The 13,253-nt window shown below is 54.1% G+C and carries 11 protein-coding genes; 7 read left to right on the plus strand and 4 right to left on the minus strand.

Annotation, left to right across the window (positions count from 1 at the left end; all coding sequences use genetic code 11):
• On the plus strand, positions 1–1,015 hold a 1,015-nt coding region (locus GJA01_RS10860), incomplete at its 5' end, for an IS5 family transposase (RefSeq protein WP_099282367.1).
• A gap of 613 nt (positions 1,016–1,628) precedes the next feature.
• On the opposite strand, the gene GJA01_RS10865 is transcribed toward GJA01_RS10860, so the two are convergent.
• From GJA01_RS10865 to purM, 4 genes are all read right to left on the minus strand, one after another.
• On the minus strand, positions 1,629–3,023 hold the full coding sequence (locus tag GJA01_RS10865; RefSeq protein ID WP_082785249.1) for a DUF2142 domain-containing protein: 1,395 nt from the start codon (positions 3,021–3,023) through the stop codon (positions 1,629–1,631).
• Between the two features lie 14 nt (positions 3,024–3,037).
• Positions 3,038–3,985 carry a glycosyltransferase family 2 protein gene (locus tag GJA01_RS10870; RefSeq protein ID WP_062503596.1) on the minus strand — a complete coding sequence of 316 codons (948 nt, stop codon included), beginning with the start codon at positions 3,983–3,985 and terminating at the stop codon, positions 3,038–3,040.
• Between the two features lie 223 nt (positions 3,986–4,208).
• Positions 4,209–4,790 (minus strand): phosphoribosylglycinamide formyltransferase, encoded by a 582-nt coding sequence (gene purN / locus GJA01_RS10875; RefSeq protein ID WP_062503531.1) that lies wholly within the window; start codon positions 4,788–4,790, stop codon positions 4,209–4,211.
• Positions 4,787–5,848 (minus strand): phosphoribosylformylglycinamidine cyclo-ligase, encoded by a 1,062-nt coding sequence (gene purM, locus GJA01_RS10880; RefSeq protein ID WP_062503532.1) that lies wholly within the window; start codon positions 5,846–5,848, stop codon positions 4,787–4,789. The genes purN and purM overlap by 4 nt, the downstream gene beginning before the upstream one ends.
• A gap of 154 nt (positions 5,849–6,002) precedes the next feature.
• Here purM and GJA01_RS10885 point away from each other — a divergent pair, with 154 nt between their 5' ends.
• From GJA01_RS10885 to GJA01_RS10910, 6 genes are all read left to right on the plus strand, one after another.
• Complete coding sequence (locus GJA01_RS10885; RefSeq protein WP_226993238.1) at positions 6,003–6,674, plus strand: DnaA/Hda family protein; 672 nt, start codon at positions 6,003–6,005, stop codon at positions 6,672–6,674.
• 148 nt (positions 6,675–6,822) lie between these two features.
• Positions 6,823–9,051 (plus strand): RNA degradosome polyphosphate kinase, encoded by a 2,229-nt coding sequence (locus tag GJA01_RS10890; protein WP_373317480.1) that lies wholly within the window; start codon positions 6,823–6,825, stop codon positions 9,049–9,051.
• 5 nt (positions 9,052–9,056) lie between these two features.
• Positions 9,057–10,535 (plus strand): Ppx/GppA family phosphatase, encoded by a 1,479-nt coding sequence (locus GJA01_RS10895; protein ID WP_023945328.1) that lies wholly within the window; start codon positions 9,057–9,059, stop codon positions 10,533–10,535.
• An 8-nt stretch (positions 10,536–10,543) separates the two neighbouring features.
• Positions 10,544–11,311, plus strand: a complete 768-nt coding sequence (locus GJA01_RS10900) for a CDP-diacylglycerol diphosphatase (RefSeq protein WP_062024891.1) — start codon at positions 10,544–10,546, stop codon at positions 11,309–11,311.
• Positions 11,312–11,390: 79 nt separating this feature from the next.
• Entirely contained in the window at positions 11,391–12,533 is a 1,143-nt protein-coding gene (locus GJA01_RS10905; RefSeq protein WP_061931673.1) for an MFS transporter, read from the plus strand.
• Positions 12,530–13,216, plus strand: coding sequence for an HAD family acid phosphatase (locus GJA01_RS10910; protein WP_062017661.1), 687 nt, complete (start codon positions 12,530–12,532; stop codon positions 13,214–13,216). Before GJA01_RS10905 ends, GJA01_RS10910 begins: the two co-directional genes overlap by 4 nt.
• Positions 13,217–13,253: the final 37 nt, after the last annotated feature.

The raw sequence follows: 13,253 nt of genomic DNA on the forward strand, positions 1-13,253 counted from the left end.
GCTCGAAGCATTTTCCCGGACTGTGGATTTTGAAGTCTTCCGCCCTGACCTGGAGAAGGCTCTGGCGTATTCTGACGGCAGCAAAGGCGGACGACCGCCATTTGATCCTGTGCTGATGTTCAAAATTCTGGTGATCCAGACGCTCAACAATTTGTCTGATGAGCGGACGGAATATCTGATCAACGATCGCCTCTCCTTTATGCGTTTCCTTGGTCTGGGACTTTCAGATCGGGTGCCGGATGCCAAAACGGTCTGGCTGTTTCGCGAGCGTCTGACCCAGGCGGGTGCGATCGATGGGCTGTTCAACCGCTTTGACGCAACCCTGCGTAACGCTGGTTATTTGCCGATGTCAGGCCAGATCCTGGATGCCACGCTGGTAGCGGCTCCGAAGCTGCGGAACACCAATGCAGAGAAAGCGGATCTGCGAGCAGGCCGTATTCCTGAAGACTGGCAGGACAAACCCGCAAAGCTGTCGCACAAGGATCGTCATGCGCGCTGGACACTGAAGTTCACGAAGGCGAAGCGGCAGGATGATGGAACCATGCCATCCAGCGATCTCGCCATCCCGTTCTTTGGCTATAAACCGCATGTTTCCATCGATCGGAAATACCGGTTCATCCGGAAATGGAAAACAACGCATGCCGCTGCCAGTGATGGCGCGCGATTGAGAGAGGGGCTTCTGGATAAAACCAATACGGCCTCAAGTGTCTGGGCCGACACGGCCTATCGCTCAAAAGCCAACGAAGACTTCATGGAAAAGCAGGGCTTTGTCTCCAAGGTTCATCGCAAAAAGCCGCATCTCAAGCCTATGCCCCGGCATATCCAGAAATCAAATGCTGGAAAGTCGGTCATCCGGTCACGTGTCGAGCATGTCTTTGCCGATCAGAAGTCACAGACGGGGCTGTTTGTCCGGACTGTCGGTATTAGTCGAGCCACCATGAGGATCGGGCTCGCCAATATCGTCTACAATATGCGCCGCCTCCTCTTCCTCGAAAGATTGAACGCGAGCGCATAGCCATCCAGCGAGAGACAACTCCCAATCTGCTCAAAACGCAGACTGGACGCCATCGTAAAAACCGTCAATCAAATCGCCAAAACCCAGAAATTACCGGCCAAGCACATCAATCAGGGGTTCTTCGATCCCTCCAGGTTCTGTCTTATGCGGAACTGCAGCAAAGGCGGTTGTCCCCCGTTCCGTCTCACCCGCAGAGTGAAAGTGACCATCCAGGATCATCAATGCTGGCTCGTTGAACCCAAAATCAGCGCATAAGAGCTTCAATCAACGACTCTTTGAGTCTTCCAGTTGTACTTTGGAAGAAAAAGGCAATTAGGCACGGCCTTCCAGGGGGGGTAAAAATCTCTCAAATACGTCAGTAGGAAATGGAAGCGTCGCAACTGGATTGAGACCATGATCGGAAGTTTCAAGAACTGGAGACGTCTTGCAATTCGCATCTGACAGATTCCTAACCGTTTTCTGCTCAATCATCTACTTAGTTGCAGAAAGCATATTATGTCTGTGAAGTCTGAATTTAAAAAAACTTTTAAAAAGGGTAGTGTATTGATTGTTTTTTTAAATGTTATTCCACGGAAATTGATAAATAAAATCTCCGTGGAGTCCGTTGTTTGGTTTAATTCCAAATGTGTGCGTAAATTCCAGTGGCTTCAATGCAGACGTGGGTAACGCAAATAAAATATATAAATAAAAATATTGATGATAAATTTGAGTATAATTTTTTTTGCTTTGGAAGGAGTAATGTGGTGCCTATTATTATTAATGCGGCACTTAAAAAGAAATAACGACCTTGCAATCCGCTAACGGTATTTTCTCCCAGGTGGGTGAACCCTACATAAAAGGCGAGAAGAACAAATAAAGAGTACAGGAACCCTATACTAATAAGGATCATTGCCGGACGACGGCCATGAAAAGAACGCTGATCGACCAGCGCTAACACAATGATTAGAGATGCGGCTAAAAGCCCTGTTCCTTCTCCGACCTTAAAGAATAGAGGTTCTGGTCCGCCACCAAAGCGGCCCCATGCATCTTCCCACCACCAGTGTGAACCAACACGATAGGTTTTGCCGATTTCATGTATGAATGCTCCGGGATGAGATAGCATCGTATGGATCTGGACTTTTGGGTCTCCTCCTGTGTTCCAATAGTGTGCAGGATCAAAAGGATATATTCCGTTCCAAACTATTGCGGAGAAAATACTTAGTCCTACGACTGTAGAGCAAAAATAAATATATTTTTTGGGTGTTGCAAAGCTATCTTTTGGTACTATGAGGCACCCAAGGCTGAGAAGGCTGCATGTTAATTTGAAAAGACCAAGTGGAATAGAAAGTATGATAATAGCTCGAAGCCAGACCTGTCTCTGTTCCAAAGGGATTATTCGGGTTCTCAGACAGCATGCCAGAAACAGAAGTGCACCTAGATTGGTGACGGGATCTGCGCTGTAAGTAGTTGCCAAGTGTAACGCTGTCGGTGTTGACATTAGGGCTAGAACGGAAAGACGCCCTGTGGGAAGTATTGATATAACAATAGAAAGAATAAAAATATATCCGAAAAGATTTCCAAGGCGTCCGGCGTAGTATCTAGTATCAACATTGCTATGAAAAATATTCGCTATTACCATTCCGGTGGCAGACGGAATGTACATTAATGGCGAGTAGGATGCTGTAGAAGGAAACTGTACAACTTCACGTTTTTTGTGATCATTATTTAAATTTGAGGCAATTTGATTTGCTGTATTTACGTTAGAAGGTTGATGGCGGTCTCTGTTTGCGTTGAAGTAACGTACCCATGTCAGGATATTTCCGTCGAGGCCGCCTCCGAACATATGACTAGGATAGCGTTGTGCAAATAGGTCACCTTGTGCAACCTGCTGTGCACGATAGAAGTGGAATTCTTCATCAATTCCACTTACGGGCGTGACTCGGTATATTAGAAAAAGACATATTATAGAAATGCAAAAAATATATAAAATTTCTATCGGTCGAAGTGACTTTTTTATAAAAGATATCATTGAATATACTTTCGTTATATTTCTGTAGAGTGCAAGGTAACAATTTTGATCGCATAAGACAGATAAGCGAGCCGCTTCATTTCTTGACGGCCATGCTTGATGCCGTTCATGACAATGCCACAAAGCACGCAAAGTGCAGACAACAGAACCAAACCAGTTGCAAGAACCGCAGATGGTAGGCGAGGAACCAAGCCTGTTTGAGCGTAATCAATAACAACGGGGGCGCCAACCAGAAGGCCAATCAGGAAGAACAGAAGGCCAGACGAGAAAAAGAAAAGAATGGGCTTTTCTCTTTGAACGAGGGTGAGGATCGTAAAGAGAATACGAAAGCCGTCCTGGTAGGTATTCAGTTTGGATGTGGAGCCCACTGGTCGCTCGACATAAACTGTCGGTTCTTCGGAAATCGGCATGTCCAGTTCAAGAGCGTGGACACTGAACTCGGTTTCGATTTCAAAACCCGAAGACATAACTGGGAAGGATTTTACGAAACGGCGGGAGAAGACACGATAGCCGGAAAGTAAATCTGTGGTCCGTCTTCCGAAGATCGACATAACCAGACCTGTCAGCATTTTGTTGCCGAGAACATGCCCAGGACGATAGGCGGCAGTGCGGTCTGTTACACGGACGCCGTTTACCATATCCAGTCCTTCGCTGGACGCTTTTGCAACCATGCGGGGAGCTGCCGCTGCCTCATAGGTGGCATCGCCGTCCACCAGAACATAATAATCTGCCTCAATATCAGAGAACATGCGTCTTACGACATGCCCTTTTCCCTGCATCGTTTCTGAGCGCACCGTTGCGCCTGCTCTTTGGGCGGCTTCGACTGTATTGTCCGATGAGTTATTATCGTAGACGTAGATTTCCGCCTGCGGCAGGGATGCTTTGAATTCTGATACAACCTGAGTGATTGCTACTTCTTCGTTATAACACGGGATCAGAACAGCAATTTTCAAATCACTCATAATGATGTCCTTATGGGATGAGGCAGGAAAGTATGTATTGATGAAGAGGGTGCGTCTGATCGACCATCTAGCAAAGAGATACTCTGCATAAGCGAAAGCGGAAAATTCAGAAAGATATGCCGTGTAAGGAAAAGATGAAAGCAAGCACAGGGTTTCGGTATTCAGGATGCGTACAAGACATTAATTTCCAAAAAATTCGTTCTCAGAGCATTTTGCGTGCCAGCTATTGAGCGTTGATGAAATTTGCGAGGACGGCAGGATAAAGCCGATGTTCCTGTTCCAAAACCCTGCTTGCCAGACGATCGGGCGTATCATCGGACTGCACTGTGATCTTGGCCCGTCCAAGAATAGGCCCTTCATCAACGCCAGGCGTTACAAGATGAACTGTGCAGCCGTGTTCTTTTACACCCGCAGCTATGGCCGCTTCATGGGTATGTAGGCCGGGGAAGGCGGGGAGGAGGCTAGGGTGAATGTTCAGCATCCGACCCTCCCACATATTCACCAAAAATGGTGTCAGAACGCGCATATATCCCGCAAGACACACAATCTTGGCACCTGAAGCACGGATGGCGGCATCGACCTTGTGTTCATGCGCCTCCCGATCTTTGCCGAATAACTTATGGTCAATTGCAATCGTCTGAAGGCCCGCTGCTCGCGCGATTTCAAGGCCCGCTGCATCTGGCCGATTGCTAAGAACCAGCGCGATGCGGGCGGGATAATCGGGCCGTTCGCAAGCTTCGATCAGGGCACGCATGTTACTGCCACGGCCGCTGATCAGAATGGCAATCGGCGTTTTCTGAATCATGAAAAGGAAACCGGTGCTGTCACGGCATAGTTTTTATCCGAGCGAACAACTTCGCCAATCAGGAAGGCACTCTCTCCACGGGCTTCGAGTTCCGTCAGAACGCGTTCTGGTTCGGACGTGACAAGAACCATACCAATGCCACAGTTGAAGACGCGTAGCATTTCATCGGCCGCGACGTTGCCTACCTTGGCCATCCAGCGGAACACGGCTGGGACAGTCCAGGACGCGCCATCAATGCGAACACCCAGGCCTTCTGGCAGGACGCGCGGCAGGTTCCCCGGGAGCCCCCCACCCGTAATATGGGCGCATCCATGCAGCAGACCCTTGGCGTGAAGGTCCAGAACGGTGCGGACGTAGAGGCGTGTCGGTGTCAGCAGGGCTTCTGCGAGTGTATGTCCTTCTGCAAAAGGTGCTGGAGCATTCCAGCCCAGGCCAGAGCGTCGAACGATTTCCCGAACCAGTGAGAAGCCGTTGGAATGAACACCGGAAGAAGGGAGGCCAATCAGTGCATCACCTTCGCGGATACCTGCGGGAAGGAGGCTATCGCGTTCTGCGGCGCCCACACTGAAGCCCGCCAGATCGTAATGTCCTGGAGCATACATGCCCGGCATTTCTGCGGTTTCACCGCCGACCAGCGCACAGCCGGACTCTGCACATCCGTGTGCGATACCTTTCACGACGGTAGCAGCGTCTTCAACAGACAGCTTGCCGGTCGCGAGATAATCGAGAAAGAAGAGGGGCGTTGCGCCCTGCACGACCAGATCGTTCACGCACATGGCGACAAGGTCCACACCGACCTCATCATGCTTCCCGGCCTCGATCGCCACCATCAGCTTGGTGCCGACCCCATCTGTACAACTCACGAGGACCGGGTCCGTGAAACCAGCCGCTTTCAGATCAAACAATGCCCCGAAACCACCAAGACCGCCCATCGTTCCAGGGCGGTTCGTTGCCTTGGCAGCCGGCTTGATCGCATCGACCAAAGCGTCGCCTGCGGCAATGTCCACGCCAGCCTGTGCATAGCTGGCGCCCTGAGGGGTGTCGGGCTGATCGGTCATCGTGAAAGCTTCCCGCTGGTTGACGTGACGCCGTTCTAGAGCATCCTGCGCACGGGCGGAACGCTATTTGAGAGCGGAACGACATGGAAAAAGGGTTTGCATGACAAAACAGGACGGACAGACCGGGCCTTTTGGAGGGGATGGAGGTCTTCAGATGGCCTTTCCTCTGCGCAGACCTGTGGCTTTCACAGCTGATCGTTTCATTACGAGTCCGTCCAATGCCGCTGCAAGAGCATGGCTGTCTCGCAAAGCTTGGCCGGATGGTCGGCTATGGCTCTGGGGGCCTGCCGGGACGGGGAAGACGCATCTTCTATCCGTCTGGGCTCAGGAATATGACGCTACCGTTCTGGATGCGCGTCTGTTTTCGCATTCTTCTTCTGGTGGACGTATCCGTGTGCAGGGCAATCTTGCGATTGATAATGCCGATTCGCCTGGGGACGAGGCTACACTGCTTCATCTTCTCAACGATGCCTTGGCGCAGGGTGATCGCGTTCTGATGGTAGGACGTCTACCTCCGTCACGCAGCCATTTCGCTCTTGCGGATCTGGCCAGTCGTCTCCGCGCCACTGCGACGACGGCGACTGGTGAGCCGGAGGATGACCTGCGCGCCACACTGCTGCTCTCGCTTCTGGCGCATCGGCAGCTTGTGGTGTCGCAATCTGTGACGGATTGGCTGTGGCGACATCTTCCGCGCACGGGAAGTGCTCTTGTCTCTGCTGTTGAGCGTCTCGATGACGCGGCGCTGGCGCGGGGGACGGCTATCACACGGGCATTGGCACGAGAAATGCTTCCCGATCTTCTGATGTCAGAGCATTCTGGCGAGTGACACAAAACCGACGTTTGACACGCTTCTTCCGAGTCCCGATCCTGATGGGGATTTTGGTTCAAGCTTCCCGGAAGAGACCATCGTGACGACTGAAGACAAGAAACCGGCTCCCCGCCGCCGCACATCCCGCCAGCCGCGTGAGGGCAGCATGACTGCGGCTGTAAGTCGTGCCAGGCGGAGGCGGATGGTCGTCCCGACAGCCAAGGACTATGCGGATATGCCAACGTCTCCTGAGCGGTTTATCAATCGTGAACTGTCCTGGCTCGATTTCAACCAGCGTGTCATTGAAGAAGCGGAAAGCCCGCGAAATCCTTTGCTGGAACGGGTTCGCTTCCTGTCTATCAGTGCCAGTAATCTTGATGAATTTTATTCCGTCCGTGTTGCGGGTCTGGTCGGGCAGGTTCGGGAAGGGATGGTCGTGCGCAGCCCCGATGGGGCTACACCCGCGCAACAACTTACTGCGGTGCGGCAAAAAGCGCGCTTTCTTCTGGAAGAGCAGCAGCGGGTCTGGCGCCAGCTTGAAGCTGAACTGAAAGAGGCCGGGATCTCTATCCTGCCAACGGAAGGTCTCGATGAGGCTGATCTCGCGCAGCTTGCCACGCTGTTTCAGGAGCGTGTCTTTCCGGTTCTGACGCCACTCGCCGTTGATCCGTCTCATCCATTGCCGTTCATTCCCAATATGGGGCTGGCGCTCGTCATGCGCCTGAAAGACCCGGCAACGGCAAAGCATGTCATGGATGGCCTGATCCTGTTGCCAGCACAGGTTCCGCGCTTCCTGCGTCTGCCTTCAAAGGTCGGCGCGAGTGGGGATGCATCCGGTGAGATCCGCTTTGTATTGCTGGAAGATCTGGTCCAGCTTTTTGCGGATCGCCTTTTTCCTGGTCTGTCCATCGGTGCGGCAGGGGTTCTGCGGATCATCCGTGATACGGATGTGGAATTCGAAGACGAAGCGGAAGATCTGGTTCGCTCTTACGAGACGGCCTTGAAGCAGCGTCGTCGTGGGGTTGGTATTCATCTGGCACTCGACCATAAACTGCCAGAAACACTTGGTCGCGAGATGGGTGAAGAACTGGGCGTCGGCGATGAGGACGTTGTTGTTCTTCCCAGCTTCGTAGGCGTTGTCGATCTCAAGCAACTTATTGTCGATGATCGTCCGGATCTTGTGTTCCCGCCCTACACGCCGCGCTTTCCGGAACGCATTCTGGATTATGACGGGGATTGCTTCGCAGCGATCCGCGCCAAGGATATCGTGGTCCATCATCCGTTTGAGAGTTTCGACGTCGTGGTGCAGTTCCTGCGTCAGGCTGCGCTGGACCCGAATGTTCTGGCCATCAAGCAGACCCTGTATCGCACCTCCCGCGACAGCCCCATCGTTCAGGCCCTGATTGAGGCGGCTGAAGCTGGCAAGTCTGTCACGGCCATGGTCGAACTGCGCGCACGGTTTGACGAAGAAGCCAATATTCGTCTGTCCCGCGCTCTGGAAGCGGCAGGCGTGCAAGTCGTGTTCGGTTTTGCGCATTTAAAAACGCATGCGAAACTCAGCCTTGTGGTCCGCCGCGAAGGCGGAACGCTGAGGTCCTATGCTCACTTCGGAACGGGCAATTACCATCCGATCACAGCGCGGATTTACACGGATCTGTCCTTCTTTACCTGTGACCCAAAGCTGGCGTCCGACTCAGCCAAGCTGTTCAATTATATGACCGGCTATGCCACGCCGGAGAAAATGGATGCCCTCGCATTCTCTCCGATCACGATCCGGCCAACGATTGAGCAACTGATCCGGGATGAAATCGCGCATGCCAAGGCGGGTCGTCCGGCCCGCATCTGGTTGAAGATGAACAGCCTCGTCGATGCGGAACTTATTGATCTGCTTTACGAAGCCTCACAGGCTGGCGTGAAGATCGTCGGGATCATCCGTGGGATCTGCTGTCTCCGTCCGGGCGTTCCTGGGCTTTCGGAAAACATCGACATCAAATCCATCGTCGGGCGTTTTCTGGAGCACGCACGGGTGTTTGCCTTCGGAAATGGCCATCGCATGCCGTCTCACAAGGCAAAAGTTTTCATTTCTTCGGCGGACTGGATGGTGCGGAACATGGATTGGAGGGTAGAAGCAATGGTGCCCATTACCAATCCAACCGTTCATGCCCAGATTCTCGGCCAGATCATGACGATGAACATCAAGGACAACCTCCAAAGCTGGACGCTGTTGAAAGACGGTCGCTGGCATCGGGTGTCTCCGGGTGCGCATCCATTCTCTGCCCATGAATACTTCATGAACAATCCATCCCTGTCCGGCCGGGGTTCGGCCGCGCGGGAGAAAGCTCTTCCGGAGGCCCATCGCCCACGCGAGCGGCCTGACCGGATTCTGGAAGACTGAACCACATGTCATTATCTGCACAGCGTTCCGCCATCGTTGATCTCGGGTCCAATTCAGTCAGGCTCGTGGTTTTTGAAGGCGTTGCGCGCAACCCGCTCCCCATCTTCAATGAGAAAGTTACGCTCAAGCTGGGGCGCGGTCTGGATGCAACGGGACGCCTGAATGACGAAGGCGTAACGCTGGCGATGGACGTGCTGGGACGTTTCCATACGGTAGCCCGTGCCATGGGAGCGGAGCCTTTTGAGGTTCTGGCCACCGCGGCGGTGCGGGATGCGTCCAATGGTCCGGATTTCGTATCGGCCATCCGTGCACGGATGCCGGGTGTGCCCATTCGTGTTCTGGAAGGGACTGAAGAGGCGGATTATGCCGCCCGGGGCGTGCTGTGCGGACTGCCGGAAGCGAACGGTCTCGTAGCGGATATCGGCGGTGGCTCGCTCGAACTGATCCATGTTGCCGATGGTCAGTATTACGAAGCCCTGACGACTAAATTAGGTGTGATCCGTCTTCAGGATCGGGCCAAAGGTAGTATTGAAAGCGCAGCGGAGATTGCATCTGAATTGCTTCGGGAGGTTAACTGGCTTCCGGGCATGACGGGTCGTCCGCTGTATCTGGTGGGTGGGGCTTTCCGTGCGCTGGCTCGGTTGCAGATTGCCCGTACGCAGTATCCGCTCAATCTGGTTCATCTTTTCACGCTGTCCGAAGGAGAAGCGCGGGAGATGTCGGATTGGGTGATCGGGGCTTCCAAGCGAACTCTTGAAAAACTTCCGAATGCACCTCGTAAACGTCTTGGGGATGCGCCTTTCGCCGCCGTTGTTCTGAAATGCCTGATGGAGCGCGTGCGTCCGTCCAAGGTTGTCTTCAGTGTCGATGGTCTGCGGGAAGGCTGGTACATGAAGCATGTGGCCTCGTCCGTTGCTGGCGATGACCCGATGACGGCTTTGGCTGAGGAGATGGCCGGGCGTCTTGCGCGCAGTGTTACACTGTCCAATGCCCTGACTGGATGGACAGCACCGCTGTTCCGCGACGAAACACCATGGCAGCGCCGTTTGCGCCAGCTTGCCTGTACGCTGTCGGATATCGGATCTTACGATCATCCTGAGTATCGTGCCGAACAGACTTATCAGCGCGTGATGCATTGCCATGGGGTTGGATTTGAACATGCGGCCCGCGCCTTTATCGGACTGACTCTTGCGGTTCGTTATGAAGTGGCGATGGATGCGTCCCTGATCGAACCTTCTCGCCAGCTTCTGTCCCGTTCGGAAATCGACCGGGCTGTGAGGCTGGGTCTGGCTCTCCGTCTGGCCTATACACTCTGCGCCGGGACGACTGTGCTGTTGGAGGAATGTCGCCTGCTGGTGGAAGACCAGCAGCTTGTCCTGATTTTGGGGGCACGCAGCGTGCGCGCTGCGGGCAGTGCAGTCCGCCGACGTTTTGAAAGACTGGCAGCAGTCATGCAGTTAGAGTGTCAGGTAAGGGAAGAATGAGTTTGAGGATGAAGTTTGGCGCTGGAGCCGCTCTGGGTCTGATGGCAGCCGTTACGATCAGCGGCGGGCTGGTGGCCTGTGGAAAGGTGCCGGGGCATGACCGTAACAAGCTTTGGGAACTGGTAGGTAGTCGATGCGCCAAGGATGCAGAGCATCACCCGTGCGCAGTTTATGACCCTCAGGACGGTTATGCTTTGCTCAAGGACCTGTACGGTCACGGCCAGTATCTTCTGATCCCGACAAAGAAGGTTCCTGGGATTGAGGACGCATCGCTGCTTCAGCCGGAAACACCAAACTACTTCGCAGAAGCCTGGGCCGAACGGCAGCGTGTTCCGGCAGGATATGGTTTTCCAGTCCCGGATGAGCATTTGTCTCTCGCCATCAACTCCCGTGATGGCCGGACGCAGGACCAGCTCCACATTCATATTGATTGCCTGACGCCTTACGTTCGCGCTGAAATCGACAAGAACATGATCGGTGAAGCCTGGACGCCTGTTTCGCTCTATGGCCATCCGTATCGCGCACGGCTGGTACAGACACTTGATCCGTCGCCGTTCCGTCTTGTGGGCGATGCGGGAGATATGGCCGATCACACGATTGTGGTGACGCCGGGACATCACGGTGGTTTCGTTATTCTGGATGACGTCGCTCACGCTCTGGATCTGGCTTCAGGTGAGGAAGTTCAAGACCATAAGTGCAAAATCGATGACCCGAAGCACAAGGCCATGCATATGGACGGCATGGAGCCCGGCATGCACATGAACGGGATGATGTAACACTTCATCTTGTTCTGATGCTCCGGGGCTGGCATGGTTCGATGATCCTCGAACCACCTGTTATTTCCGGAGATTGCCCGTGAACTGGCCTTTGCTGGCTCTGGCCGTGGGCGCATTCGCCATCGGTACAACCGAATTTACCCCGATGGGCCTTCTGCCTGTTATCGCGCAGGGCCTACAGGTTACCGTACCGAAGGCGGGTGGCCTTGTGACGGCCTATGCCGTGGGCGTCATGGTTGGCGCCCCCTTCATTACGCTTCTTCTGGCAAGACTGCGCCGTAAATCTGCCCTGACATTGCTCATGGGGATTTATGTGGCCGGCAACCTGCTCTCTGCGGTGGCTGGAAGCTACGAACTCCTGTTTGCTTCCCGCGTACTCACCAGTCTGGCCCATGGGGCCTTCTTCGGCCTCGGAGCTGTTGAAGCGTCTGCCGTTGTCGCGCCGGAGCGTCGGGCCAGTGCAGTGGCTACCATGTTCATGGGTCTGACGATTGCCAATATCATTGGCGTCCCGGCGGCGACCTGGCTTGGCATGAATTTCGGATGGCACATGGCTTTTGGGGTGACCGCTATTCTCGGTCTTCTGACAATGGTTGCCGTACAATGGGCGCTTCCAGCGCGTGAGGCAGGGCCCGTTCCAGACGTTGCCAGTGAACTCAAGGCTCTTCTGCGTATCAATGTGCTGTTGGCTCTGACAACAACGGCGATCGGGGCAGGGGCCATGTTTGTGCTTTACACCTATATCGCGCCAATCCTTCAGCACATCACGCATGCCAGCCCTCTGGTGATTACGATTGCTCTGATGTTGACGGGCGTGGGCTTCTCGATCGGTAATGCGATTGGCGGTCGAAGTGCAGATCGCTCGCTGGATGGAAGCCTTCTGATGTTCTTCCCCATTCTGGGAGCCGTCATGCTGCTCTTTCCCTGGGCTGCTCAGACGGTGCCGGGCGCGCTGATTGCCACGCTTGTCTGGGGTGCGGCGACGTTCGCATTAATGCCCGCTCTTCAGATGCGTGTCATGCAGGCTGCTCATGATGCACCTGCTCTGGCCTCTTCGGTAAATATCGGTGCCTTCAATCTTGGAAACGCGATTGGTGCCGCTTTTGGCGGAATCGCGCTCTCCATGGGCTTGGGTTATGCGGGTGTTTCCGTTATCGGAACAGCTCTGGCTCTCGTGGGGGTCGGTCTTGTTCTCTTTTCGCGAAAGGTGGCTCCGCCATGACCCGTTCCTTTCTGCTCGCCACCGGGCTTCTTTTCAGTGCGGCTCTGACGCCACTTGCCGCTTACGCCGAGCAGCCTGCAAATGTCGGTGATGCCATTATGGCGGCCAGCGCCTATCATGACAGCGGCGATTACCAGCATGATTTTGATACGGTGATTGCTCAAGCCCGTCATTGGGTCTTCGAGCGTGCGCCTAAGGTGCACAAGCCTGCGATCGTTCTTGATATTGACGAAACGACCCTGTCCAACTGGGATGAAATCCGGGCGGATAATTTCGGCTATATTGCCAATGGCCCTTGCGATGCGCTGCCCAAAGGGCCATGTGGCGCCATTGCCTGGGAAAAGAGCGGCCGTGCGCCAGCTTTTGCCTCGACGCTGGCTTTGATTAATGAAGCCGAGAAGAACCATGTTGCGGTCTTCTTCATCACGGGCCGTCATGAAGACGAACGTGAGGCGACCGCTCGCAATCTTCATCTGGCTGGGATCAAGCACTGGGACGGACTGGATCTACGTCCCATGATCTCACATGGCTACGCCGCGCATTACAAGGCTCCGGCCCGTGCGGCGATTGAGGCTAAGGGTTACACTATTATCGCCAGCATCGGAGATCAGCCTTCCGATCTCGCTGATGGTCATGCCGAGAAGGGCTTCCTTCTGCCCAACCCGTTCTATCGCGTGCCGTAAGGCAAGCTTGTTTCTGATATGAAAAAGGCGCTCAGAT

The sequence above is a fragment of the Gluconobacter japonicus genome (assembly GCF_002723975.1).
In the GTDB taxonomy this organism is placed as follows: Bacteria; Pseudomonadota; Alphaproteobacteria; order Acetobacterales; family Acetobacteraceae; genus Gluconobacter; species Gluconobacter japonicus.